Here is a 24578-nt window from a genome sequence, read left to right on the forward strand (position 1 = left end):
TGCCTTGGGAGCAGACCATGACCCACAGGGCCTGACAAACGGCCGCGAGCCGGGGCAGGTCCTGTTCAAGAAGATCTGTGCACCTTGCCACACAGTGGGCGTAACCGACCATATCGGCCCCGATCTGTTCGGCGTCACGGACCGGCGTGACCCCAAGTGGCTGGTGGAAATGATCATGAACCCGGCGGGGCTGCGCGCAAATAGAGATCCGATCCTCGCCGACCTCGACGCGAAATACAAAGGCGTCCGCATGCCAAATCTCGGCCTGTCGGCGAGCGACGCATCGGACCTCATCTCGTATCTGGCCAGCAAAACGGTTCAGATAGAAGAATTGCGAGCCCAGCCCGAGGAAACACATCTCCACCCCACACAAGGCGGGTCTCATCACCAGCACAAATAGGCGACCGCTTCCCACTAAAGTACGCCGCCGCCTGACCGGCTGCTTGGCTGTGAGCTTTCCGGAAGTCGCACATTGCACGCGGATGCAGGAGCTCGGAGTTGCGGCCTCAAGTTTCCCAGATCGGTCTGAATGAACATTCACAACAATATACGCCTGTTGCGCGATGGGGCGCATCGGTCATGATCCGTGCACGTTGGTTAGGAGACCTGTGCGCGGGAAGCCTTTTGCGTTGATTTTGTTTGATCTTTTCGGCTTCGAGGATAAAGGGCGGAAAGATGTCAGCGCCAACGTCGTCGAATGTGGCTTGTGACGCTCTCGGGTGAGCGTCAGTGGCGTTTTTGCCTGCTATCCAGCCATAGCGATGACCGTCAAACTGCGTTTCATATTGTAGGCGATGGCAGTGAGGCGAATTTGAAAGCCTGCCTTTGCCAGCCCTCGCCATCGCATGCGGCGAAGGCCGTAGCTTCGTTTCCAGGTGCCGAAGATCTTCTCGATCCGACCACGAATACGGTGGATCGGTTGGTTCCAGGCCTCAAGGCGTGCCAGTGTTGCGGCTTCGTCCCGTCCCCACATGCCGCTGGCGACGATGCGTGGCATTGCGCCCTTGGCGTTCACCGCGTCGCCGAAATGATTGCCGCGGTAGGCGTTGTCGGCAAACCCTTCGCCAAGATTGTCGGGCAGAGCATCAGGACCGGCCTTGCCGTCGTTGATGTTGGCGGGCGTGACGGCGATCTCCTCAACAAGGGCCGTATCGGCGTCGGCGCCGACAGGGGCTTTGAAGCCATGAACCGCTCGTCGGCCCTTATGCTTGACCCAATGGCCCTCTTCATCATCCTCACTGGCCGAGGCGATGATCGTCGCATCGACAAGCGTGCCGGTCTTCACCTGGATCGCTTTGGCCTTGATCTGGCGGGTGATCTCGTCGAACAGGGTCTTGTCCAGACCATGGGCCACGAGGGCTTTTCGAAAACGCACGAAAGCCGTTCGCTCCGGTGTCGGCTCGTGAGCCGAGAACCCGCAGAAGCGTCGGAACGATCCTCTGTCGTCCAGCGGCTAGCCACGCAGATAAATCTCGCGACTTTTGGATTGCCGGCCGTCTCCGATGGCAGCGGGAAGCGAAATTGCGCTAAGGCCGAGCCGGGGATCGTCATGCATTAACGAGACACTTCCTCTCGGCGACAGTGAGCGAGATCACCTAACAGAGAGGTTCAGCTTTTGAACGGAATCCCTGTCCGCGAATTACCGAAACCCGCACGCTGGGCGGACGTTCAGTGCGAGCCGGGATCGACGCGGCGACGGATCGACGAAGTGCCATCGCTCTTGGGAGCACTACCTCGAGACCGGATCACGGATCTTCAGGAGTGTGGAGGTCGATCGAGTGCCTGGCCTTCAGGCCCGCGATCCAGAGCCTTTCATGCATGTTTTATGCCGGTCGGCTTTGGTCCTGTTATTTTATCTTCAAAAGCAAATGCTTAGCCTGATAGTTTCATGCAGTATAATGGTATTCTCTCTTTGCGGTCTTTATTTATGCATATTTTATGCATTATATGCATGTAAGCGCCACCCAGGAGACCTCCATGCATCCCGTTCTACTTGTTCCCGAGCTGCAGGGCCTCGAAAAAGCAGTCTACGACACGCTGACACGACGCGGCGCAAACGGTCTTTCCCAGACGAAGGTCATCCAGTTCCTCGGCCTCCCCAGTTCCAGCCAATCATCCGTGTCGCGAGCCCTGGGTAAGCTTATGTCCTCGGGGCTCGTTGAGAAGACAGGAACGACGAGGGACGCTTCATTCAAGCTGACAGCGGAGGCTAAGTGGTTTTCGACGCCAGGACATCTTCGCCCGCCGGTCCGTTACGATCCGATGCGCATACAGTCCTATGACCCGGTAACGATGCCGTGGCTGGAGGCGAGTGCGCGAGCGTTAATGGGCGGGGCCGTCGGGCACAATTCCGTCGATCTCGACCCTTCGACCTATACCCGCGAGATTGCAGAACGGTTCCTGATCGAGATGTCTTGGGCGTCTTCGGCTCTCGAAGGCAACACCTATTCACTGCCCGAGACCGAGGCTCTGATCAAATACGCCGAGGTTGCAGGCGGCAAATCAGAAATCGAAGTCCAGATGATCCTCAACCACAAGCAGGCAATCAGTTGGGTGATCGATAACATCGCAACGGTGCAGATCACACCCGAGACAGTGATGAGGCTGCATGCCATGCTCATGCGAACGCTTGTCCGTCAGAACAACCTAGGTGCTGTCAGAAGGGAACCCGTTTCGATAACGACGAGTTCGTATGTTCCGTCTGCAGATAGCGCTGATCTGGCGATGGGTCTGTCGGAGCTCTGCTGGAAGGCTTCCAAGACCACCGACCCCTTTGAAGCGTCCTTCGCACTTCTCGCAGGCATCGCCTATCTCCAGCCGTTCATCGACGGCAACAAGCGGACTGGAAGACTGCTGAGCAACATTCCGCTCCTCAAAGCAGGGCTGCCTCCCATTTCATTCATTGGAGTGGGCCGGGCCGAGTACGGTATCGGCATGACCACTTGGTACGAACTTGGCGATCCGAATTATCTGAGCAAGTCGATTTCGGAAGGTTACGCCCTGACAGCACCGTCCTACATTGTCGCATCCGCTACAAAGCGCGTGCCGCGTTCGGTGGAGATCCGCCTGCGTCGCCAGCTCGATGACGCAGTGCGCGGCTTCCTTACAGCCGCAGCGGATGACCCCATGATGTCACCACACGATTTCGTGGCATCAGTGTTCAATGACCTGGAGGGGGATGAGCTTGAAGTCATCATCCAGTCGTTCAACGACATCATGGAAGAAATCAACGAAGTTAACTGCGTCGCATACGGTGTCGATCCGGAAACAGTCGAGAGATACCTGCTTGCCAAGCAGCAGGCGACGGGTAGCACGTCGTAACGCCAAAGTTGGACGGCCTGCATGAAAGGCCATCCCAAGCTTTTGTAATGGCTAGCTGAATTCGGTGAGATCACATTGATGCATGACTTGTGCATGAAATAGTCCGTCTCAAGTCGAGCACCTGCGCCTTGTTGACGTGGGGCACATTATCAAAATCATAGTTCACGTGGGAGACGGCGACTAAGTCAGCCGGACGCAGCGGGGATGATGACTGCGGCCGTTTTTCGGGTTTTCCGCGTGCGACCGGAATTCTGATCGCGCCTCCGGCACCATCGCGACTGCCTGCTGCCTTCCCAACGATCCGCGCCGCCCTGTCGCCACGGCTTCGCGGGATGATCGTGACGATATCCTATGCCGACACTCACGACGGTATAGGCTTGACAGCGACGGGCGCCATGAACCGCAAGTTCGTGCACTGGGCGGCCGTTCATTTCGATTGGCCCGAATACACCTTTGAAGACCTATACAGCATCAACAAGGTTCTCAAGGAGGCTGACATGCCGCCACTCTGGGTGGTCCGGGATATGGCCCGACATTTAGAGCTTCTTCAACGGAATACGCATCCTGCTGCCCACAAAACGCGGCCGGGACTTTATGGCGAGACCGCATCCTTGAGCGTCCCCGAGGGGCGGCTGGTTACAGCTGAGTCGAAGAAATCGTGCGAAATCAACTGCTAACTTGGCGTAGTGGATGGCCAGGCGCCCGCTGTGTCACAAGGCATAGTCCAATACGACATAGATGCGCATTGCGTCACCCAGCTATGGCGCGGCGATCAGGATGAGACGGCGGCGACAATCTGGGGTTCTTCCGCATATTTGGTGCAGGTCAGGTCTCCGCCTGCTTGCGGTTTCGCGATGGTTGTTCAGGAGCAGTGCCGCAGCATTTTTTGAATTTTTTGCCCGATCCACACGGGCAGGGATCGTTTCGGCCGGGACTGGCTAACGAGCGCAGGCCGGCAGAGACGCTTTTCTTTTCGAGTTCGGACATACGCCAATAGGCCGCAATCGCCAAAACGGTGTCCGGCAGGGCCTCAATTGCTTCGTCAACCACCTGCTCTTTTTCCTCGCTTGCAAGTTCATCGGGCAGATTTGCGGGATCACAGAGCATCATGATGGGAACGAGCAGCATCGCGGCTTCAGACTTGGCCATCTTCGTCCAGTGACGCTGGCGCAACGCGAAGGACTCGACAAATCCCTCCGCCCAGTCCCAGGCGATGACGGTGTCGCCGGATTGCCAAAAAATTGGATCGACGCTCTCGTTGTCGATTTGCCGGACAATCTCGTCGTAACGGTCCAGAATGGCCGCTAGGACAGCCTGGGCTTGGCTTTCATTGTCAAACTGAGGCGCAGTTCCGCCCCAGATGACCGGCAACCATTCCTCAGGCGGAATCACCTCCGGCCCGACGGCGATGCCGGTCAAAAAACCATCCAGGTCGGACAGCAGCATACTCTCCGCTGGAGAGCTGTCGGACATGAGATAATCATCGAGATCATCAAGGCTCATTGCTTCGGTGAAGGACGTCTGATGCGTAGCCATATCGCAATCCTTGTAGAGCTTCGAACAAATCTAAGGCCGACGCTCCGCCACAGGCAATGCTGAATGGTTCCCGTCCCCGGCATTCTGAGTATCAGCTATGCCGCCATTAGAACGCGACTGCGCAGCAGTGCGTAGCTGGCACGGCCATACATCTGCCGCTTCAGCGTCTTCAGGCGATTGATCTGACCCTCGACGGGGCTGGTCGTCCATCGATGATTGATCGCGCCGCGGACGGCCTCGATGTCGCGGCTAATTCCGGCAGCCAAAGAGGCCAGTTCGCTGTCCCCGGCCTCAGCGATCCATCCCTCCAGGAGGGAGGCATCATCACCCCGCAATATTGCGGCTAATCGGCGAGAAAGATGCCCGGCAACCGAAAGCTGCGGCGCATATTCGTAAACATGCTTCAGGAAACATTCGGTCTTTGTGTCACAGGATTGAGGCCGGCTCTTTTCGCTTCTAGATGATTGTGGCTGCTTCTTCAGGGCTGCGATCCATCGGTAAACGGTGGCACGGCTCCCTTTAAATCCCTGGGTTTTGAAGCTGTCGACCATTGTGACATCCTTCGTTCCAACGTCGAAGAAGATAATCCTCGAATGCCAGGAGGGTATGGTGTTGAACCGAAGGGCGGTGGTGTTCGGGTTCACCGCCCGCTGCCAGCCACCGTTCAATTGTGCGCACACTCATGCCGATCTGTGGCGCAATCTGCCTCGCAGAGGTGATCCCCGCATCACGCAGGCGCATCACCTCCTCATACAGATCACGACGTTGCAGCTTTCGCTGGTGCCGCAAGCTTTGCAGCGATGTTTGCTTCTGCGATGGGTGTTCGGGGAAGCAGATCAAGAACGCGGTTGCGTTCCAGATCGCAGACAATCGTGCCGTAACGCTGGCCCTTGCGCCAGGCCCAATCGTCGATACCAACGATCCGAGGGGCAGGATAGGATTCGTGTACCGATGAACTGACCATTCGCAGAAGTGTATCGCCGCTCACAGGAATGGTCAGCTTTTGCGATAAGCGACCGCCGGGCTCGCCTCCTGCCGTAAGTCCGACCGCTGTTTGCGCCGCTCTGAGGCGGTTGGTTCGACGGGCCTTGGCCAAAACCAATCCCGGAAATCGTTCGGTGAAGATACGCGTTACGCATTGTCTATCGACACAACGAAAACGCCTGGCGCGAAGGCGGATCGCCGCAGCTTGATCCTGGAAAGGCAGATCGGCAAGCCGGCGCAGGTAATGACTGTGAACGCGCCCGCTGGATCGGTCGCAAGTGGGGCAATTTGCCGAGGCCGAAATCGACCGCGCCGAAATAACGACAGCCCCACATTGGCGCACAATCTCCACGACCTCGAAATTCTCCGGAAGCAACGAGTTGAAAAAGTGAAGCAGCACGAGCAAATCACTGCATAGACTACGATTCCGAATCTATGACCGTATTCGCGCCGCACGTGAATCCTCCTGCACCAAATATGCGGAAGAACCCAATTTGGAACAGACGCACCGGGCTGAGGAGACAGTGATCCGCCTTCATGTGTCATGATCCCATCCGAAAACCCCCGATCAAAAGTTGCTCCGATTTCCGGCACTGGCTGGATCTGGCTGCAACGAGCGGTCTGGATATCGGACACCTGATCTACTCGTTCACATGTTCTGAATCCGCTTCGGCGGTGAAATAGCGCGAGGCCGCTTCGGTGCAGTTGCGCACGTTCATCTTCTTAAAGATGTTGCGGACGTGAACCTTTTTCGGACAGTCCTAGCCGTGCGGCGATGACCTGTTCTGCGTACCCATACAAATCAGATCGAGGATTCGGACCTCTCGGGTCGTCAATCCATCGAGACTGACCTCGGGCGAACGCCGTTGCTGGTTGGCGAAGACGGTGCCATCGGACATTTCGGTCTGCCGAGCGGAAGGGCTGGTCGAGGCGAACGGTTCCGGTGACAGCCGTTGCAGCAGCGACGAGGGGAAGTGCTCGCCGCCCTTCATTGTCGATGACGATAATCTGCTCGTCGCGCCAGCCGAGGGCGGCAGCGCGCCCCCGAAGCGCATATTGCCGCCTGGCACTCTCGGCGTTCTCCCTTGCCGCATCGAAGATTGGCGGATGTATAGGTAGGCGTCGCGTTCGAGGTGATGAGGCTCGACTTTGAGATGTACATTCATGGTGATCTCCTATGGCGGATGCTCATGGCGATTGTCGCAAGGACGTGAACGACGGCGCTGTGTCCGGCGTGCAGCGGCAAGGTAGCTGGCGATGGGTAAATCTGCTCTCGCGGTGCGCTTGCTGTTGCGGTCAGCGTCTGAGCCCATCCGCACATGCCCCGGCGCAGAAAGAGCATGAGGCCGCTACGGGCCATAAGCGGCAGCGCCAGCGGATCAGCAATTCCAAACGAGAGATGCGGCCAGCATCGACCGGCAGCGCTTTATCATCGACGACAATCGAGATCGGAATACTTCCATCCTTGCCGACACCGACGGGGCACCGAAAGCCAGCCGTCTCGAACCAGGCCAACCTAGCAAGAGTTCAAAGGCGGTCGCTCGCGCACAGTAGATCTGCACCGAAACCACCGGGGATCTGATTGGATTCCATCATCTGAGAACAACAATCTTGCAGCAATGCAAGTGCTTTGACGGGACACGCGTTATCCAACTCCTAGCCATGGGCGATTTGTCCGGCTAGCTATAAATGGAATGAACGTTCCATTTATAGCTAGTAACAAACCCAACCTGGAGGAGACATTCCCATGACCACCCTGCCCTTCGCGCTTAACCACATGACGACGCCCGCCTTGTCAGTCGGCGCTTTCTTTGCCCTTGCACGATCGCTCGGCATAACGTCGGTCGAAATCCGCAACGACCTCACCGACAACGCCATCCTGGACGGCACGTCCGCCGCAGAGGTGGCGGCACTTGCCACGGAATATGGACTGACCATCCTCTCCATCAACGCCCTGCAACGCTTCAATGAATGGAACGAGACGCGTGCCGCCGAGGCCGCGCACCTGATTTCCTACGCGCGAGACTGCGGCGCAAAGGCGCTCGTTCTTGTTCCTGTCAATGACGGCAGCGGCCAGGCTGATGGCGAGCGTCAGGCCAATCTGAAGGAAGCCCTTTCGGCACTAAAACCGATGCTCGACGCCGCCCGCATCATTGGCCTTGTCGAGCCACTCGGCTTTGATATCTGCTCGCTTCGTTCCAAGACGGAAGCCGTTGACGGCATTAAAGCCGTGGACGGCGAAGCATCTTTCCGCGTCGTGCACGACACCTTCCACCACCATCTCGCTGGCGAACCGGCGATCTACCCCGAGATGACCGGCCTCGTTCATATATCGGGCGTCACAGACAGCGATGTGGCGATCCGCGATCTTCGCGACTCGCATCGTGTTCTGGTCGACAAAAACGACACCCTCGACAATATCGGGCAGATCCGCCGCTTAAAGGCAGCCGGGTATTCCGGGCCCCTCTCATTCGAACCCTTCGCCGATGAAGTACACGGCGTTGCCGATCCAGCAAACGCCGTCAAAACCAGCATGACTTACATCGAAGCCAATATCTGACTGGCAAAGCCGGCCGAACACCGGAAAACGAAGCGAGGCGTCGAAAGACACCCTTGACGGCGCCCGCATAAAATGGAATACATATTCCGTAATTGCAAATCACTAGTTCTTTTATTCCGTTTTGATTGGAGCGTAGCGGGAGTACCGCTTCCGATCAGGGATGGGCGCGACCCGAGGCGGTTCGCGTTTCCGGCTGGAGAAGGTGTGGCCGGGCACCAAATGTGGAGGAGAAAGACAATGAAGAAGTTCCTGCTAGGTACAGCCATGGCTGTGATGATGTCGACGGCGGCGCATGCCGAAACCATCGGCGTTTCCATGGCGCAGTTCGACGACAACTTCCTGACGGTCCTGCGCAACGGCATGTCCGACTACGCCAAGACGCTCGACGGCGTCGACCTGCAGATCGAAGACGCACAGAACGACGTCTCGAAGCAGCAGAGCCAGATACAGAACTTCATCGCAGCCGGCGTCACCGCCATCATCGTCAATCCTGTTGATACCGACGCAACGGCCGCGATGTCGAAGATCGCCGCTGACGCGGGCATTCCGCTCGTCTACGTCAACCGCGAACCTGTTAACGTCGACACCCTGCCGGAAAAGCAGGCCTTCGTCGCTTCCAACGAACAGGAATCGGGCACGCTGCAGACCCAGGAAATCTGCAAGATGCTCGGCGGCAAGGGCAAGGCCGTCGTCATGATGGGTGAGCTTTCCAACCAGGCTGCCCGCATGCGTACCAAGGACATCCATGACGTGCTCGCGACCGAAGCCTGCAAGGGTATCGAGATTGTCGAGGAGCAGACCGCCAACTGGTCGCGCACCCAGGGCTCGGACCTACTCACCAACTGGCTTTCTGCCGGCCTTGAGTTTGACGCCGTGATTTCCAACAACGACGAAATGGCGATCGGCGCGATCCAGGCGCTGAAGGCTGCTGGCCGTCCGATGGACAGCGTCGTCATCGGCGGCATCGATGCGACACAGGATGCGCTTGCAGCCCTGGCCGCAGGTGACCTCGACGTGACGGTGTTCCAGAACGCCGCCGGCCAAGGCAAGGGCTCTGTCGATGCAGCCCTCAAACTCGCCAAGGGCGAGCCGGTCGAGAAGAAGGTCTACATCCCCTTCGAACTTGTCACGAAGGAAAACATGGCCAGCTATCAGGCGAAGAACTGACGCTTGCATTGGGAGCGCGGGATATCTCGCGCTCCCAACCAAAACAGTCCCGCGGCAGGTGCGCTGATCCTGTAGATTGGCGCCTGCGAGGAGAATGGCTGGTTGACCCACCAGCTGCGAGGACTTTTCCGCGAAAGCCGGAATTGACGGGGAGGCAATGACAATGACGCTCAGTCCGACAACGATGGCCGCCGTGCGCGCCAGCGGCGCCGTACCCAACGCCGAATACCTTCTCAACGTCGAAGGCATTCGCAAGGAATTTCCGGGCGTCGTCGCGCTCGACGACGTGTCCTTCCGCCTGAGGCGTGGCACCGTCCATGCGCTGATGGGCGAGAATGGCGCCGGCAAATCGACACTGATGAAGATCCTTGCCGGAATCTATACGCCCGATAAGGGAGAAGTCCGGCTGAAAGGCGCCGACATCAGACTGAAGTCGCCGCTCGACGCGCTCGAAAATGGCATCGCCATGATCCATCAGGAACTGAACCTGATGCCGTTCATGACGGTCGCTGAAAACATCTGGATCCGACGCGAACCAAAGAACCGCTTCGGCTTCGTCGATCACGGCGAGATGCGGCGGATCACCGCCCGGCTGTTCGACCGTTTGAAGATCAAGATCGACCCGGAGATCGAGGTTCGCCACCTCTCGGTTGCCAACCGCCAGATGGTCGAAATCGCCAAGGCGGTCTCCTACGAATCCGACGTGCTGATCATGGATGAGCCGACCTCGGCTTTGACGGAGCGCGAGGTCGCGCACCTGTTCGAGATCATCCGAGATCTGCGTTCACAGGGCATCGGCATCGTCTACATCACCCACAAGATGAACGAGCTCTTTGAGATTGCCGACGAGTTCTCGGTCTTCCGTGACGGCAAATATATCGGCACGCATGCTTCAAGCGAAGTCACCCGCGATGACATCATTCGCATGATGGTCGGTCGCGAAATCACCCAGATGTTCCCGAAGGAAGAGGTGCCGATCGGCAACGTCATGCTTTCGGTCAACAATCTGACGCTTGACGGTGTGTTTCGCGACGTTTCCTTCGACGTGCGCGCCGGCGAAATCCTGGGGATCGCCGGACTGGTCGGCTCCGGCCGCTCAAATGTCGCCGAGACGCTGTTTGGCGTAACGCCTGCAAGTTCCGGCACCATCGCCATCGACGGCAAGACCGTTTCGATCGATAGCCCCAACACCGCCATCCGCAACCGCATGGCGTTCCTGACGGAAGACCGCAAGGACACTGGCTGTCTGCTAATCCTCGACGTGCTCGAAAACATGCAGATCGCCGTACTGCAGGACCGTTTCGTCAAGGGCGGCTTTGTCGCCGAGAAGGATATCACCGCCGCTTGCGAGGAGATGAGCCGCAAGCTTCGGGTCAAGACGCCCAACCTGCAGGAGCGGATAGAAAACCTGTCCGGTGGCAATCAGCAGAAGGTGCTGATCGGCCGCTGGCTGCTGACCAACCCGCGCATCCTGATCCTCGACGAGCCGACGCGCGGCATCGACGTCGGGGCGAAGGCGGAAATCCACCGCCTCGTCACCGAACTCGCCCGCAACGGCGTAGCCGTCATCATGATTTCTTCGGAAATGCCAGAAGTGCTGGGCATGAGCGATCGCATCATGGTCATGCACGAAGGTCGCGTCACAGGCATCCTCGACCGCGCCGAAGCAACCCAGATCAAGGTCATGGAACTCGCCGCCAGCTAAGCGCGAACCGAACGGACCACAGGGAGGAACGAACAATGGAAACCAATGTCGCAGCACAAGGCACCGGCTCGGCCCTTCCGGGTGCGAAGCGTCGGATGCCGCCCGAATTCAGCATCTTCCTGGTGCTGATCGGCATCGCGCTCGTCTACGAAATCCTCGGTTGGATCTTCGTTGGGCAAAGCTTCCTGATGAACCCGCAGCGCCTGACGATTATGATCCTACAGGTTGCCGTTATCGGCATCATCGCCGTCGGCGTGACCCAGGTCATCATCACCGGCGGTATCGATCTGTCCTCCGGCTCTGTGGTCGGCATGACCGCCATGTTCTCTGCGAGCGTGGCGCAGGCCTCCACCTGGCCGCGCGCGCTCTATCCGTCACTGACGGACCTGCCAGCCATCGTGCCGATCGGGCTCGGCGTCGGCGTTGGTTTGCTTGCGGGCTTCATCAATGGGCAGCTGATCGCGCGAACAAAAATCCCGCCCTTCATCGCCACGCTCGGCATGATGGTTTCGGCGCGCGGTATCTCCAAGTGGTACACGAAGGGTCAGCCGGTTTCGGGCCTCACCGAGCAGTTCAATTTCATCGGTACCGGCATCTGGCCCGTCATCGTTTTCCTCGTCGTCGCAATCATCTTCCACATTGCGCTGCGCTACACCCGCTACGGCAAGTTCACCTACGCGATCGGCGCTAATGTTCAGGCAGCCCGCGTCTCGGGTATCAATGTCGAGGCGCACCTGATCAAGGTTTATGCCATTGCCGGCATGCTGGCGGGCCTTGCCGGTGTGGTCACTGCCGCTCGCGCGCAGACGGCCCAAGCCGGCATGGGCGTCATGTACGAGCTTGACGCCATCGCTGCGACCGTCATCGGCGGCACATCGCTGACCGGCGGTGTCGGGCGCATCACCGGCACGGTGATTGGCACTATCATCCTCGGAGTCATGACATCGGGTTTTACCTTCCTCAGGGTCGACGCCTACTATCAGGAAATCGTCAAGGGCCTGATCATCGTCGCCGCCGTTGTGATCGACGTCTATCGACAGAAAAACCGCAAGAAAGCCTGATCCTCCCAAGAAGATCTGTTCTCCCAGTGAGCCAACTGGCCGGGATGATGAAAATCATCCCGGCCTTTTTTTGTATCCGTGGTGCTACCGGCGCTATCTGGAAGTTGGCAGACAACCTTGCTCTTGGTGCTTGGTGTAAGTGATCGGCAATCCATTTGCCAAACGCGTGCATCACAGTGAATTCGTGGACGCTGCCCCAGCTTGATGCCCGCGAGGCTGTTCGCCCCAAAAAGCGCAGACAGCGCCTCGACTTAATCGAATCCAATCACCATGATTAAGTCCGATAGGTCGGAGACGTTCGATGGAAACCAAAGTACTGACTGCGCATGTTCCGCTGCCGCTTGCGGAGAGGGTAGATCAACTCGCTAGCCGGCTGGAACGTTCGCGCGGCTGGATCATCAATCAGGCACTCACGGTCTGGGTAGATCAAGAGGATGAGCGGCGCTTACTGACTCTTGAGGCGCTCGCGGACGTGGATGCCGGTCAAGTCATTGACCATCAGGCCGTGCAAGCCTGGGCCGATAGTCTGGACAACGCCACGCCGCGCTCTGATGCAGGTTAGATGGACAAGCAAGACCCTTGGTGATCTCGCAAGCCTTTTCGAATTTCTCGCTCCTGTTAATCGGCGGGCCGCTGCGCGCACGGTTCAATCGTTAACGACTGCACCGACGCTTCTATTGAACAGCCGCGACTTGGAGAGAAGCTCGAAGAATTTGCGCCTCGCGAAGTCCGCCGTATCCTCGTTGGGCATTATGAGATCCGCTACGAGATTCAACAGTCGATAATCTATGTTCTGCGCGCATGGCATACCCGCGAGGACCGTTGAACCAGCGCCAGCCTAACTTCGCACTATCCACGATAGAGGCAGGCGAGACGGGGCGATGGAACAGATATTCCGATCCGGCTCGTCACCACGCTTGTTAAACACCCGTATTTCGACACATCATCAACGCATGGTGCTGGTCGTTCTTGCCGATCGCATCACCGCCCCCCTCATCCTCGATGTCATGAACTCCTGCTTCACCTTCCTGCGGGGTCGATGTCTACTATCAGGAGATCGTCAAAGGTCTGATCATCGTCGCTGCAGTCGTGATCGGCGTCTACCGACAGAAAAACCGCAAGAAAGCCTGACCCTCCAAAGAAGAGGTGTTCTCCCAGTGAGCCAACTGGCCGGGATGATGAAAGTCCTCTCGGCATTTTATTATCTGCATCCACGTATTTTCGCGGCGCCGGCCACGTTTCAACATATGCTTGCCGCGCAGGGCTGCCACAGCGCAACCGCTCTGGCAACTGCATCTGCGATCGACTATATCAAAGCCATGCAAAACTATCGGAGATTTACCATGTTGTCGCAGCGCAAGCTTGCGAGCCAGTTCCAGCCGCGTTTCGTTCTTCAGCTTTGGAACGCGATGCTTCGGGTCCAGACCCGCGAAACAGCTTCCCTCTTCGGTCAGCGCAGCCGCTAAAGCGTACCTCCAGTCCTTGTCCGGCTTGCTCTATTTGTAAGCCGCAGATTGAGGCCGTTCAGGCAGCGGAGTTCCAGGGCATGGCGCGTGCCGAGCTCATCGAAGAACGCTGCCGCGACTGCCGGTGACTGCTGCCGTTTCAGGAAGGGCTTGCTGCGCCAACGTCGACTGGCGTCTGATTGTAGATGTCGGGCGAAATGAGAAACTGACTGGGGGGTCAATTCCTCGCTTCGCTTGACAGTAGAAGAGGTTCAACGCGGCGTACTGCAGCAGCATGATCGTTTTTCCATCCCGAATTGCCCCCGAGCCGACCATCGCAAGCGCCTCGTCGATACCAATTTCCAGGACGACAATATCCTCCCCTTCGGCCTCGTTGCCACCACCCGCCGAAGCCCGGTCGCCTGGCTGGTACTCTCGCGATGGACATGATCTTCCATGGCTGATCGACGAGCCTTGACGGGCCGAAAGTTTGGCAAAGCCCAGCGCCTTCAATTCCCGCCCGACCGTTGTTTCATCGATAGAGACCTGAAACTCCTGGAAAAGCCACTGCACGAGGTCCCTGCGTCGCCAGCGGACCACGCCGTGAACGGCGGGGATCGGACCGCTTTCGACGATCTTCGCCAGCGCTTGGCGCTGCGCGTCGTTCAGCTTCGCCCGGCCGCCCGGTGCCTTTCCGTTGATCAATCCGCCGGGGCCGCGTTCGTTCAAGCGCAAGACCCAATCGCGGACGATCTGCACCGTCACCCCGCCTATCTCGGATGCGTACCGCCGGGAGCCGCCATCATAAATCGAAGCCAGCGCCAACAGTCGCCGGACCTGAGGGCATCCTTTGCCCTCTTCGCGAGCCTCCTGAGTGCCGTTCCATCGTAATCTGCCCGCAATGATATCGCCTTCGCCATGCCAAACCTCCGTTTGGCACAAGGAGTCAGAATTCCGCTGATTTGGGAATCCCATCACGGGTCGGCGTCAATGTCCGCTGGTTGGTATTAGTTGCTTGCCGCAACCTTCTTCACCTTTTAGGCCGCCCTCGGCCGAGCGCGCCTTCGGCGCGGGCCTGCAGATAGGCGTAGATGTCGTCGATGTAAGGAGCGAAATTAGGATCGTCGGCGAACGCTCTCATGACCGAGGTGCCGCTACTGCTCTGGCCGTCGCGAACGATGCGCCTGAACTCCTCGATGTCGCGCGGCCGGTCGACGAGAGAGGGCGCGAAGGTCGAGCCGACTCCATCGGGGCCGTGGCAATGGTTGCAGCCGGCATGGTAACGCCGGTAGCCGTTGTAGGTCCGCACATCGGCCTTGCCGTCGACGACCCGATAGAACTTGTCGGCGGCTGCGACCTCCTGGAAATATCCCCCGCAAACGTCCGCGAAGCCCCACGCGACGATGGCGAACAGAATCAGGTGCCGCAATGGACGCATCTTTCGTTGCCGGAGCCGCTTCGCGATTGGTTCAGATCTGCGCAAAAGATCTCAAGTCCTCAGATCAGGCAAAAGCCTCCACTGCTGCACGAAATAGCCGGGATGTTCCTCGATCCAATGCGCGACTAATGGCTGCACCTGCATGAAGGCCGCACCAGGATGTGCGGCCAAATCCCCGACAATCTGCTCACGAACCTCGCAGGCCTGCGGCGCATCAGCCAGACAAACCAGCATAATCAGTGTGTAGAGCATCGCCTCCCCCCTTTGCCGAAGCTCTTACTTGGTATGCGCCCCCCGGGACAGGACCGGCCAAGATTCCGGACTGGCCAAGAAGGACCGTTACTCCTCGAGTACGGCGCTGGTCGCCATGTTGTCGATCGGAGCGGCGCTGGGCTCGCGCACAAAAAGAACGTCGCCATCACGCTTGATCTCAATATCGGCGGACGGCTGGCCGATGGCTCGAGGCACGGAGATCATCAGGCGCTGCCCGGGTCCTAGCGTGGACACGAAGCGGATCGGCTGCGCTTCTGCCCCGGAGGCCAACGTCGCAACCACCCGGTAGCCATCCTTCTCGACGGTGTAATAGACAGCACCATCGAAGCGGCCGAGATGAATGCTGTGGCCGTTGCCGGGGGCCAGATCCGACGCCGCGGCGACGCCTGTCGTGGCGAGCAAGGCCACCGCAAATACGGTAGAATGTCTGGTCATCACTAGTCCTCCTCCGCCGGCCATCAACTGTCTACACAGTATATTCCCATAGTGACTGTGCAGTCTGTTCCCATGGTGACACGCTCAGCCTATGCGCGGATGCGCTCAGGCAAATCGGTGCGGTCCCCCAATTTCCTGTGGCTGATCCCCTAATTTTCGCGAACTTGCTAATTTTCGAGGGCTTACAGCGCGTCGCTGGCCGAAAGGAGCCACGGCTCGCCGCGCAGGCGCAGGAGGACTTCCATTCGGTTGGCGGCGTTGAATTTGCTGAGCACAGCGGAAGCCTGATGCTCGATTGTGCGCGGCGAGCGCGACAAGCGCCGGGCGACTTCCTTGTTGCTCATACCTTCAGCCATCAAGGCGAGCACTTGTTGTTCGTGCCGCGTCAAACCAAGCGGGTGGCGGCGAGCCGCCCCGTAAGGCCCTCTGCGGGTTTTCGGCAACTGGCCTGCAACACCCAGGCGCTGCGCCTGCTTTCGCGCCAGCGTCGCAGCGGGACGCGCTTCCAACGACTCGAATATGGTCACGGCACGAGCCAGTGCGGGCCCAGCCTCGGCTCCGCGAACCTGCATCAGGGCAAGCGCCGCTTCATAGGGAAGCCCTAAGCGTTCCCATTCCTTTGCCGCCGCCAACGGATTGCCGCAGAGTTCGGCGGACCGCCGCAAAGGAATCCGCGGGGTCGACGTCGGCAGCGGAACAGCCATACCGCATCGCTGCCACCATACGGCCAGTTCGCCCAAATCCCAGGCACGGAAGTTGTCGAGATCCATCGCGGCAAGCGCTGTCAGTTGTTCGTGGCTGGCCCTCCGGTCTTCGGCGAGCCAGGCGGCCTCGGTCAACGCCATGCGGACTGGCACGATCCGTTGGAGCTCGCCAGTTGCCAGTCCTTCCTGGAGCGCTTGCTGAAGATGGGCCAAGCTATCAGGCTCGCCCAGTCGCACGCGCACCCTTCCGAGCACGGTTAGGGCCGGCAGATGCATGACCATCGCCAGCCGTTCCAGGTTCATGACACCCTGCGCAATGGTCTCGGCTTCTCGAAAACGGCCCTGCTCCATGCGAAGCTGCGCCTGCCGCCCGAGCAGGTATTGTGCCGCTGAATCGAGATCATGCTTGGTGGCGAGCGCGATGCCTTCGGCCAGCAGGCGTTCAGCCAGGGCAAAGTCCTTGGACGCGACTGCACATTCCGCGAAGTTGGTGTAGGCGCGCACGGCATGGTCGTGAAATCCGTGCTCAAGCGCCAGCGCCAAGCTTTCCTCCAGTCGCTCGCGGCCACCCGGACGGTCGGCGAAAAGGAGCGCGGTGCCGACATTGTTCAGGGCGTGGACGCGCGTTTCAACCTCGCCAAGCTGATCGGCGAGAGCGATCGCGCGCAAGCCCCAGTCGATCGCTTCGTCGAAGCGATAGTGCAGCATATGGAACTGAGAGCGCGTGCTATAGGCCATTGCCAATTCCGGCCCGGGCGGCAGCTTTTCCATTTCGCGCACCGCCTGGTCTGCGTAATCCTCCGCTGGCTCGCCTTCGCCGCGGCGCCAGTGCAGCCGCGACAGCCGGCACAGATTAGGACCGATCTTGTCGATGCGTCCGAGTTCGCGCCAGATCTGGATAGCGCGATGGTGCGCCTCGATCACCGGTTCATAGACAAGCAGCGCCAGTCCCGCCTCGCAGGCCCAATCCTCGTGAAGCTGTGCGGCCAACTGCGGTGTGGCTTGCGCGACGTACCTGAGAGCCGTCGCCAAATGTGAGGCCGCCTCCCGATGGGCACCTAGGCGCGCAGCATGAGCCGCGGCTTGTGGCGCGAGTTCAAGGACGCGCGCGCCGTCGTCGGCGCCGGCGGCGTGATGTACCCGGCGTGAAAGCAGGGCAAACGCGTGTGCCGCGGGAAGTTGCGATATCGCGGCCTCCGCCTTTGCATGGAGCGACCTCTGAAGGCTCGGCGGCAGCCGGTCGAGCGTCGCCTGCCGGGCAAGTTCATGCCGAAACATCAGGGCGCCTTGATTGTCTCGCCGCAACAATCCGCGCGCCACGCATTGGTCCACCAGTGTTTCGGCCGCGACGCCCAGCAGAGCCCGGATCAGCCGCGGTTCTACGCTGCCCGGCACGATGCTGATCACCTTAAGCACTTCCCGTTCACCCGCCGTCAGCCGGGAGAGACGCGCCCAAACCGCATCGCGTATGGAGTCCGGTACGTGCCCCGGCTCGGCTTCGCCGCTTGCCAAGAGTTCCGTGATGAAAAAGGGATTGCCCTCCGTAATGCGATAGAGATCGGCGGCGCAGCGGCCCACCTGCTCAGCCAGTACCGTCACAGCTTCGGGAGACAGCGGTTCAAGCGCTATGCGGGTGACCGATGCGGACGGCAGATCGCCGAGCACATGCGTCAAAGGGTGATCGGCGCCGATTTCATCGCTGCGCAGACTGAGCACCAGCGCGGTGGGAAGCAAGGAGATGCGACGACCGAGATATTTCACGAGGTCGAGTGTCGCGTTGTCGGCCCAGTGCACATCCTCGAAGATGAGTACGATCGCATCATCGGCGTGCTGGAGCACATTCAAGAGTACCGGAAAGAGTCGCTCCGGCGGAGCCGCCTGGTCGAGCAGCGCCGCCACACGCGGATCAAGCGATTGCCTCATGTCCTGCAAAGGTCCGAGCGGGCACGGCGTGAAAAGCGCCTCGCACCAGCCCCATAGTACCCGGCAGCCCTTGTCTGCATGCTCCGCGAACTCGCGCAGAAGGGAGCTCTTGCCAATCCCGGCTTCGCCTTCGAGCAGCACGATGCTTCCGTGTCCGGACGCCGCGTTCCGCACTGCGGTCAGCAAAGCTTCGAGTGGACCGTCTCGATCGAGCAGCATCATGTACCCCCTTTGGGGAGTATAACAAGAAGCTCAATTCTGCACGATGCGATTTGTGTAAATTGAAGGCCGTTCTTTACTAATAATGCGTGTGATTTTTGATTTTATTTCCGGCAATTTTCAAGTAATCTTCCTGCGGTTGCTTTGGTCTCACACTGAAACCGGAGCGGGCGCGAGGATGAGCACGCGGCACTTATTGCCGCTCCCGCACTCCCAGGTTGCCGCAACAACTGAGACTACCTGCGTCTCATCTATGATGAGGACATTGGACAGCGGCATTGTTTCCCGTAAGGAAACTTGGCCACCTGATATAACACCGCCTTCGCTCATGGCCGGGACTATGGCGCAACGCCAGCTAGCTTCGCAGCCTCGAAGCGGGCTCCCGAATGACGTCCAGATGTAGATTCTGGGATGGATACGTTCCGTTTGCTGGATCGAGGACCGATCTATGGATCGGTGGTCTACAACGGTTGAACCGCTCTGTTTGCGCGCGCTGGATGAGAACTGAGCGTCCCGCCCTGTTCAGCCGGCCGGAAACAGGATGGCAACCTTAAGCCCGCGCCCACCTGCTCCATCGCTCAGACTGGTTCTCGCACCGTAAAGAGCGGCAATTTCCTCCACGATCGGCAGACCGAGCCCCGTTCCTGGGGCTTCGCTCGCACCGCGCTGAAACCGCCTGAGCACGCTCTCGCGCAGTTCCGGCTTGATCCCTGGTCCGTTGTCCTCGACCTCGAGGGATACAAAGCCTGCCTTTTCGCTCACCCGTGTCGTCACCTCCGCGCCGCGCCCAGCATAAAGCAGCGTGTTGCCGATAAGGTTCTTCAGCATCTCGCCGACCAGCAGAGGCTCGACACGAACGAAGGCTTCACCCTCCCCATCGAATCCCAGATCAATGCCGGCATCTCCCGCAGCGGGCACATGTTCGGCGGTGATGCCGCGCGTCAGTTCGACTAGATCGATACGCTCCAGCTTTCGAGCTTCATCCTTTCCGGCAGCGTCGATCTTCGCCATCAGCAGCAGTTGCGCGAGGATCCGCTCGGCGTTCGCCACAGCCTCATCGGCCTTTTTCACCGCCTTCTTGGTGTCCTCGATCGAGCCCGCGCGCAGTGCCAAGGCCAGTTGCGTGCGGATGATTGCGAGCGGCGTGCGCAGCTGGTGACTTGCGTTGCCGGTAAAATTGCGAAGCGCGTCGAGCGCCGACTGCAGACGCCCCATGAACGAGTTGACCGTATCGACAAGGCCCTGGACTTCGTTGGGCACGCGTTCGCCGATCGGATGCAGGTCGTCGGGGCTCCGCTCCGCGATCGCATCACCTAGGCGATAGAGCGGCCTAAGCGAAAAGGTAACGGCAATCCAGACGATGACGGCCGCACCCGCGATCATCAGGCCAAGACGCAGGGCGGAGCGAACGAGAATCGTCTGCGCCAGTTGTCGGCGCGCGATCGTCGTTTCTGCCACCGTCACGACGAAGGGAACCGAGTTGATGCCGGTCGAGGCCGAGCGGCGAAGGGCGGCGATCCGGATGGGCTCGCCGCGGAACAAGGAGTCGGCGAAGGTCGTCGAGCTACCGGGGACCTCGTCAAGGGAAGGCAGCGTCTGGTAACCGGTGATAAATTGCCCCGGCGGCCCGTCGACACGGTAGAAGACACGATCCTGTGCCGCCGATGTCAGCATCTCGAGCGCCACATAGGGAATGTCGACCTCAAGCGAACCGTCCTCGGCAACGACCACGCGCTCGGCGATCGCGAGAGCCGAACCGGCGAGAACACGATCCGACACGACATTGGCTGTCGCCACCGCCTCGCGGTAGGTATCGGTGAGCGCGACGACGCCGATGACGGCGGTTGAGATCAACAGCCAGCCGAGCAGCCTGCGGCGAAGGGAATAGACCGCCGCCCTCATTCGGGTCCGGCCGTTTTGTCGAGATAATATCCGATGCCGCGCGCGGTTCTGACCGTCAGGCCATGCGGCGCAAGCCGTTTTCGCAGGCGGCTGACATATTGTTCGATCGCATTCGGGCTCAGATCGTCGTCAAAACCGGTTAGCGATTGCATGATCGCCTCCTTGGCGACGACCTTGCCGGCGCGCATGAACAGGAGCTCTAGCAGCCCCAGTTCACGGGCCGGGATTTCGATCGGCACGCCGCCGGAGGAGAAGCTGCGCGCATTGAGATCGAGCGAGACGTTGCCGTAGCTGACCGTCGACGCCCGCAATCCCGCCTGCCGGCGAAGCAGCACGCGCACGCGCGCTTCGAACTCGCCGATATCGAACGGCTTGATCATGTAATCGTCGGCGCCGAGATCGAGGCCTTTCACACGCTCCTCCGGCGTGCCCCGAGCCGTCAGGATCAACACCGCCGCGCTGTTCTGCCGGGCGCGCATCGCCCTCAAGACATCGAGCCCGTCCATCTCGGGCAGGTTGAGGTCAAGGATCACCAGATCAAACGTCTCGGCGGCGGCAACCGCATGGGCAGATGCGCCGTCACTGACGACGTCGACGGCGTAGCCGCTACCACGCAGGATGGTCGACAGACCCTCGGCGAGGACCTGATTGTCTTCAACAAGCAATATGCGCAATTGTCTTCACTCCCCCCTCCACTCTATCCGCCGTTGGCTTGCTTGTGAACGGCGACGCGCTGAGGCATTGTGGATTTATGCGGTACTTGATTTCTCTTCTCTTTTTCGTTCTCTGTCCCCGGCTGCTTCTAGCCGCACCGGTCATTTTCCCCTCTCTTTCGGGTGCCCCCGATGCCAGGACGCTCGTCGTCTATTCCTCGCTCGACGAACCGCTCGCCAAACCGATGATCCTCGGCTTTCAAAAAGCCAATCCGGATGTCGCGGTGCGATATGAGGATATGCTGACAGGTGAGATCTACGACCGGATCGTCAAGGAAACCGACGCCGGCTTGAAAACCGCAGATTTTGCCTTCTCGTCTGCCATGGACCTGCAGGTCAAGCTGAGCAACGACGGCTATGCCCAGCGCAGCGACCTGCCGATGAGCGGTCGCTGGCCGGCCTGGGCCAACTGGCGCAACACCGCCTATGCGCTGACCTTCGAGCCGGCGGTCTTCGTCTATCACAAGCCGAGCTTTACCAAGGAAGCGCCGCCTTCGACCCGCGCCGAATTCGTCGCCTACCTCAAGCGTCAGGGCGCCGATGTCTTCGGTCGGATCGGCACCTATGACATCGAGCGTTCAGGCGTCGGCTTTCTCTTCATGGCGCGCGACCAGGAACAGTTCGGCGACATCTGGGATGTCATCCAGGCCATGGGTGCTGCCGGCGTCAAGCTCTACTCCACCAGCCAGGCCATTCTGGAGCGCGTCGCCGACGGGCGGTTTGTGCTCGGCTACAACATCCTCGGCTCCTATGCCGCCGACTGGGCAGCCCGTCATCCGGATGTCGGCATCGTGCTGCCAAAGGACTACACCGTGGTGATGTCCCGGATCGGCCTCGTGCCGCAGGCATCCGCCTCGCCCGACCTCGGCCGCCGCTACCTGGAATTTTTCATGTCCAAGGAGGGCCAGACGATCATGGCGCGGCAACTGCAGATCCCCGCCGTCAGCCCTGAAGTCGCGGGTGAAAACACCGCCAACACCATGCAGGAAATGCTCGGCGCGCAACTGCGTCCGGTACCCGTCAGCCCCGGACTGATGGTCTATCTCGATCAGGTCAAGCGATCCCGGCTGATTGCCCGCTGGAACGAGGTTCTGCGGCTCCATTAGTTCCAGCGTTTTGCCCTGGTGAAATCTGTTTCGCTACTCCGTCTGTTCTCGGATCGGTCAAACATCCCTGACGACCATGGACCGTCGTGCGTCGCGTGTTCGGCCGAAATGACCGGTCGCTATCAGCGTCGGAGAGTTCGCTTCTGTGTCAATCTCACGAAAGCCGCAGGGCTGCGGGAGAAAAGCCCTTACCCTATAACCCCGGCAATGCTTTGAAGGGATCGAGTGCTCGAACGCCTAACGGTCCAAAATGACGGAAATTGCGTGTTAACACTGTCAAGCCATGCACTTGGGCTGTGGCAGCTATCGCAATATCCTCGAAACCCGGCTGCTGGGCACGAGCATCATCGAGAATCTGCCCGGCTGCATGCGCACATCGCAGATCGAACGGCAGCAGCTTCTGCGCGTACAGATACTCTATGCTTTCCCACCAATTTTTCAGCCGCTGCGCCTTGGTGGTCGCACCTTCTCGTTCCGCTTTAGCGATGCCCGATTTAACTTCAGCGGCCGAGATAACTGATAGAAACAGCTGCGAGCTGGCTTTATCGAGCCATTCCACAAGCTGCTCGGAACTTTGACGCTTGGACGGGGCAAACGCAGATATCACGTTCGTATCGACCAGAAACATTAGAGATCAAGCATCCGACTCGGCTTATTATTGCGCGGCGAGATATCGTCCTCATCACCTGGATAGGAAGATAGGAGTCGCCCGAAACTGGGAACGTGCTTCAGCTTTTCATACTCCTCAAACGAAAGCACTACTGCTTCCTTTCTGCCGTGCCGGGTGATGATCGCAGGATTGCCGTGAATCGCCTGATCGACAACAGCAGAAAGCGTTGCCTTGGCATCCTTCAGCTGGATCTCTCTCATGTCAGCCTCCCAATAATGACTACAGTAGTCATATAGTCGCATCGACGCCCCTGAGCAAGAGCCAAAGGTCTTGGAGTCGTCCGGTCGGTTGCTTCTGTCTTCTATGTTTTAACAACACCATGCCACCGCCATACAATACGGATGAATGGATTCCCTGCAGATTTGGAGGCGAAAGCGCGCAGTTCCGTTGCAATCTTCTTCACGAGTAGGCGGCTGCTCATTCCAGTTGCCGTCGCCACCCGGTGTGGCGCGACAATTTGGAATTTGGATGGGAGTGCGTCAATCTGGATGGGAGTCGTATTGCCTCACCCAAGAGTGTTCCCAAAGAACAATGCGGTTGCCTCACTCAGATGTTCTCGATTGCGTCACTGGTGGTTCCCGAGATTTAGCCTCTGCCGATTCTGTATTGCTCAGTAATGATCTCACTGCATGACCTCTACAATTTCCGTCTGCCGCGCAGCATCGGCGAACGGCCCGAACACCAACGCATTGGCTTGCGCACTGCGCCAGATCTTCATTCGACGCTGCACGGTCCGAATGAGGCCGTCGGTTCGCTTGGACGGAAACAGCGACAGACAATCGACCAGGTGAAGCGGTCCCGGTCGATTGCCGGCTGGAACGAGATTCTGCGGCTCCACTAATTCCAGCGGTCGACCCGGTAAAATGTGTTTCGTTGGTCTGGTCGACATGGGCCGCTCAGTCCCCAGCTACGATAAGCAGTCGTGCGTCGGCGCAACCCCGATTGCCCCAGTGCCCGTAGTTTCAGCGTTTCAGCGAGTTGTCGGTGAGCGGCCCCAGACGAAGCGCAACAAGATCGATGCGCTCGTCCGTCAGGCTGAGATCAACCCCGATATCCGGGTAGCACTCCTGAAAGGCAAAGATCAGTCGCGTGGCGTGCAGGACACCGAGGGCCGCTGTGCAGGAGACCCGGATCGTACCGGCCGAGGCACCGCGCGTTCCGCGCGCCTCGTACCGGCCTGCTCCACGAGGCGCAGGATCTGGACGCTGTTGGCATAGCAACGGTTGCCCTCGTCAGTCATCGTCATGCGGCGGGTCGTCCGGCTGAGCAGCGGCACGCCCAGCGCCTCCTCCAGTTCGCGCAATTGCCGCGAAACAGGCCACCTATTTCGATTGAGGATTCTTGCGCGCTACGGAACCCTCTCCGGCATTGACGATCTCGGCAAATCTTTTGGGAAGCTGGAATGAAGGGCGGAGC

23 protein-coding genes and 5 pseudogenes are annotated in these 24578 nt (G+C 59.3%); 12 read left to right on the forward strand and 16 right to left on the reverse strand.

Features of this window, described 5'->3' with window-relative positions; genetic code table 11:
* Nucleotides 1-400: c-type cytochrome (locus tag AC244_RS17180; RefSeq protein WP_152975989.1), on the forward strand; the 400-nt coding region annotated here is incomplete at its 5' end.
* Nucleotides 401-745: 345 nt separating this feature from the next.
* On the opposite strand, the gene AC244_RS17185 is transcribed toward AC244_RS17180, so the two are convergent.
* Nucleotides 746-1450, reverse strand: a complete 705-nt coding sequence (locus tag AC244_RS17185; protein WP_152975990.1) for an IS5 family transposase — start codon at nt 1448-1450, stop codon at nt 746-748.
* 527 nt (nt 1451-1977) lie between these two features.
* Here AC244_RS17185 and AC244_RS17190 point away from each other — a divergent pair.
* Nucleotides 1978-3321 carry a Fic family protein gene (locus tag AC244_RS17190; protein ID WP_053250052.1) on the forward strand — a complete coding sequence of 448 codons (1344 nt, stop codon included), beginning with the start codon at nt 1978-1980 and terminating at the stop codon, nt 3319-3321.
* 278 nt (nt 3322-3599) lie between these two features.
* Nucleotides 3600-3930, forward strand: a pseudogene (locus tag AC244_RS17195) (hypothetical protein); the annotation flags it as partial.
* 216 nt (nt 3931-4146) lie between these two features.
* Here AC244_RS17195 and AC244_RS17200 read toward each other — a convergent pair.
* The 4 genes and pseudogenes from AC244_RS17200 to AC244_RS38865 form a co-directional block, all read right to left on the reverse strand.
* Nucleotides 4147-4857, reverse strand: coding sequence for a YecA family protein (locus AC244_RS17200; protein ID WP_053250053.1), 711 nt, complete (start codon nt 4855-4857; stop codon nt 4147-4149).
* A gap of 95 nt (nt 4858-4952) precedes the next feature.
* Nucleotides 4953-5408: a transposase gene (locus AC244_RS37565; protein ID WP_202596087.1), complete on the reverse strand. Its 456-nt coding sequence runs from the start codon at nt 5406-5408 to the stop codon at nt 4953-4955.
* 206 nt (nt 5409-5614) lie between these two features.
* Nucleotides 5615-6241 (reverse strand): transposase family protein, encoded by a 627-nt coding sequence (locus AC244_RS37570; RefSeq protein ID WP_202596088.1) that lies wholly within the window; start codon nt 6239-6241, stop codon nt 5615-5617.
* A 241-nt stretch (nt 6242-6482) separates the two neighbouring features.
* Nucleotides 6483-6683: pseudogene (locus AC244_RS38865) on the reverse strand (helix-turn-helix domain-containing protein); the annotation flags it as partial.
* A gap of 905 nt (nt 6684-7588) precedes the next feature.
* On the opposite strand from AC244_RS38865, the gene AC244_RS17220 reads away from it, so the two are divergent.
* From AC244_RS17220 to AC244_RS38130, 8 genes and pseudogenes are all read left to right on the forward strand, one after another.
* On the forward strand, nt 7589-8401 hold the full coding sequence (locus AC244_RS17220) for a TIM barrel protein (protein WP_053250056.1): 813 nt from the start codon (nt 7589-7591) through the stop codon (nt 8399-8401).
* A gap of 237 nt (nt 8402-8638) precedes the next feature.
* A complete protein-coding gene (locus AC244_RS17225) occupies nt 8639-9568 on the forward strand; it encodes a sugar ABC transporter substrate-binding protein (protein ID WP_053250057.1) in 930 nt (309 codons plus the stop codon).
* A 163-nt stretch (nt 9569-9731) separates the two neighbouring features.
* Complete coding sequence (locus AC244_RS17230) at nt 9732-11273, forward strand: sugar ABC transporter ATP-binding protein (protein WP_053250058.1); 1542 nt, start codon at nt 9732-9734, stop codon at nt 11271-11273.
* A gap of 35 nt (nt 11274-11308) precedes the next feature.
* Complete coding sequence (locus AC244_RS17235; protein ID WP_053250059.1) at nt 11309-12334, forward strand: ABC transporter permease; 1026 nt, start codon at nt 11309-11311, stop codon at nt 12332-12334.
* Between the two features lie 301 nt (nt 12335-12635).
* Complete coding sequence (locus AC244_RS17240; RefSeq protein WP_053250060.1) at nt 12636-12896, forward strand: CopG family ribbon-helix-helix protein; 261 nt, start codon at nt 12636-12638, stop codon at nt 12894-12896.
* A pseudogene (locus AC244_RS35380) lies at nt 12886-13160 on the forward strand (type II toxin-antitoxin system RelE/ParE family toxin). Before AC244_RS17240 ends, AC244_RS35380 begins: the two are co-directional and overlap by 11 nt.
* Nucleotides 13161-13274: 114 nt before the next feature.
* A pseudogene (locus tag AC244_RS36515) lies at nt 13275-13465 on the forward strand (ABC transporter permease); the annotation flags it as partial.
* 26 nt (nt 13466-13491) lie between these two features.
* On the forward strand, nt 13492-13800 hold the full coding sequence (locus AC244_RS38130; RefSeq protein WP_152975991.1) for a hypothetical protein: 309 nt from the start codon (nt 13492-13494) through the stop codon (nt 13798-13800).
* Nucleotides 13801-13896: 96 nt separating this feature from the next.
* Here the strand turns inward: AC244_RS38130 and AC244_RS35385 are convergent, their stop codons facing one another.
* The 7 genes from AC244_RS35385 to AC244_RS17280 form a co-directional block, all read right to left on the reverse strand.
* The gene (locus AC244_RS35385; RefSeq protein ID WP_152975992.1) at nt 13897-14754 is read right to left on the reverse strand and encodes a helix-turn-helix domain-containing protein; all 858 of its coding nucleotides are present in this window, start codon (nt 14752-14754) and stop codon (nt 13897-13899) included.
* Between the two features lie 55 nt (nt 14755-14809).
* Nucleotides 14810-15217: a c-type cytochrome gene (locus AC244_RS17255; RefSeq protein ID WP_053250062.1), complete on the reverse strand. Its 408-nt coding sequence runs from the start codon at nt 15215-15217 to the stop codon at nt 14810-14812.
* Nucleotides 15218-15268: 51 nt separating this feature from the next.
* The gene (locus AC244_RS17260; RefSeq protein ID WP_053250063.1) at nt 15269-15469 is read right to left on the reverse strand and encodes a hypothetical protein; all 201 of its coding nucleotides are present in this window, start codon (nt 15467-15469) and stop codon (nt 15269-15271) included.
* 87 nt (nt 15470-15556) lie between these two features.
* The gene (locus AC244_RS17265; RefSeq protein ID WP_053250064.1) at nt 15557-15925 is read right to left on the reverse strand and encodes a hypothetical protein; all 369 of its coding nucleotides are present in this window, start codon (nt 15923-15925) and stop codon (nt 15557-15559) included.
* Between the two features lie 182 nt (nt 15926-16107).
* Nucleotides 16108-18774 (reverse strand): ATP-binding protein, encoded by a 2667-nt coding sequence (locus AC244_RS17270; protein WP_234716960.1) that lies wholly within the window; start codon nt 18772-18774, stop codon nt 16108-16110.
* Between the two features lie 519 nt (nt 18775-19293).
* A complete protein-coding gene (locus AC244_RS17275) occupies nt 19294-20673 on the reverse strand; it encodes a sensor histidine kinase (RefSeq protein ID WP_053250065.1) in 1380 nt (459 codons plus the stop codon).
* On the reverse strand, nt 20670-21347 hold the full coding sequence (locus tag AC244_RS17280) for a response regulator transcription factor (RefSeq protein ID WP_053250066.1): 678 nt from the start codon (nt 21345-21347) through the stop codon (nt 20670-20672). Before AC244_RS17280 ends, AC244_RS17275 begins: the two co-directional genes overlap by 4 nt.
* A 77-nt stretch (nt 21348-21424) precedes the next feature.
* Here AC244_RS17280 and AC244_RS17285 point away from each other — a divergent pair, with 77 nt between their 5' ends.
* Nucleotides 21425-22492 carry an ABC transporter substrate-binding protein gene (locus AC244_RS17285; protein WP_053250067.1) on the forward strand — a complete coding sequence of 356 codons (1068 nt, stop codon included), beginning with the start codon at nt 21425-21427 and terminating at the stop codon, nt 22490-22492.
* A gap of 193 nt (nt 22493-22685) precedes the next feature.
* On the opposite strand, the gene AC244_RS35390 is transcribed toward AC244_RS17285, so the two are convergent.
* From AC244_RS35390 to AC244_RS17305, 4 genes and pseudogenes are all read right to left on the reverse strand, one after another.
* Entirely contained in the window at nt 22686-23120 is a 435-nt protein-coding gene (locus AC244_RS35390; RefSeq protein WP_082366886.1) for a type II toxin-antitoxin system VapC family toxin, read from the reverse strand.
* Nucleotides 23120-23362, reverse strand: a complete 243-nt coding sequence (locus AC244_RS17295; protein WP_053250069.1) for a type II toxin-antitoxin system Phd/YefM family antitoxin — start codon at nt 23360-23362, stop codon at nt 23120-23122. The genes AC244_RS35390 and AC244_RS17295 overlap by 1 nt, the downstream gene beginning before the upstream one ends.
* 422 nt (nt 23363-23784) lie before the next feature.
* Complete coding sequence (locus tag AC244_RS37580; RefSeq protein ID WP_152975994.1) at nt 23785-24051, reverse strand: hypothetical protein; 267 nt, start codon at nt 24049-24051, stop codon at nt 23785-23787.
* 79 nt (nt 24052-24130) lie between these two features.
* Nucleotides 24131-24501 (reverse strand): annotated as a pseudogene (locus AC244_RS17305) (LysR family transcriptional regulator); the annotation flags it as partial.
* Nucleotides 24502-24578: the final 77 nt, after the last annotated feature.

The organism is Ensifer adhaerens (assembly GCF_001270265.1).
Lineage (GTDB): Bacteria > Pseudomonadota > Alphaproteobacteria > Rhizobiales > Rhizobiaceae > Ensifer > Ensifer adhaerens_B.

Bases quoted from the DNA above. Each gene is read 5' to 3' on its own strand.
- AC244_RS17295 (WP_053250069.1), bottom strand. From the start codon at position 23,362: ATGAGAGAGATCCAGCTGAAGGATGCCAAGGCAACGCTTTCTGCTGTT.
- AC244_RS17270 (WP_234716960.1), bottom strand. From the start codon at position 18,774: ATGATGCTGCTCGATCGAGACGGTCCACTCGAAGCTTTGCTGACCGCA.
- AC244_RS17265 (WP_053250064.1), bottom strand. From the start codon at position 15,925: ATGACCAGACATTCTACCGTATTTGCGGTGGCCTTGCTCGCCACGACA.
- AC244_RS17275 (WP_053250065.1), bottom strand. From the start codon at position 20,673: ATGAGGGCGGCGGTCTATTCCCTTCGCCGCAGGCTGCTCGGCTGGCTG.
- AC244_RS17240 (WP_053250060.1), top strand. From the start codon at position 12,636: ATGGAAACCAAAGTACTGACTGCGCATGTTCCGCTGCCGCTTGCGGAG.
- AC244_RS17220 (WP_053250056.1), top strand. From the start codon at position 7,589: ATGACCACCCTGCCCTTCGCGCTTAACCACATGACGACGCCCGCCTTG.
- AC244_RS17230 (WP_053250058.1), top strand. From the start codon at position 9,732: ATGACGCTCAGTCCGACAACGATGGCCGCCGTGCGCGCCAGCGGCGCC.
- AC244_RS17255 (WP_053250062.1), bottom strand. From the start codon at position 15,217: ATGCGTCCATTGCGGCACCTGATTCTGTTCGCCATCGTCGCGTGGGGC.
- AC244_RS17235 (WP_053250059.1), top strand. From the start codon at position 11,309: ATGGAAACCAATGTCGCAGCACAAGGCACCGGCTCGGCCCTTCCGGGT.
- AC244_RS35390 (WP_082366886.1), bottom strand. From the start codon at position 23,120: ATGTTTCTGGTCGATACGAACGTGATATCTGCGTTTGCCCCGTCCAAG.
- AC244_RS17200 (WP_053250053.1), bottom strand. From the start codon at position 4,857: ATGGCTACGCATCAGACGTCCTTCACCGAAGCAATGAGCCTTGATGAT.
- AC244_RS37580 (WP_152975994.1), bottom strand. From the start codon at position 24,051: ATGTCGACCAGACCAACGAAACACATTTTACCGGGTCGACCGCTGGAA.
- AC244_RS17225 (WP_053250057.1), top strand. From the start codon at position 8,639: ATGAAGAAGTTCCTGCTAGGTACAGCCATGGCTGTGATGATGTCGACG.
- AC244_RS17285 (WP_053250067.1), top strand. From the start codon at position 21,425: ATGCGGTACTTGATTTCTCTTCTCTTTTTCGTTCTCTGTCCCCGGCTG.
- AC244_RS17260 (WP_053250063.1), bottom strand. From the start codon at position 15,469: ATGCTCTACACACTGATTATGCTGGTTTGTCTGGCTGATGCGCCGCAG.
- AC244_RS17190 (WP_053250052.1), top strand. From the start codon at position 1,978: ATGCATCCCGTTCTACTTGTTCCCGAGCTGCAGGGCCTCGAAAAAGCA.
- AC244_RS35385 (WP_152975992.1), bottom strand. From the start codon at position 14,754: ATGGGATTCCCAAATCAGCGGAATTCTGACTCCTTGTGCCAAACGGAG.
- AC244_RS37565 (WP_202596087.1), bottom strand. From the start codon at position 5,408: ATGGTCGACAGCTTCAAAACCCAGGGATTTAAAGGGAGCCGTGCCACC.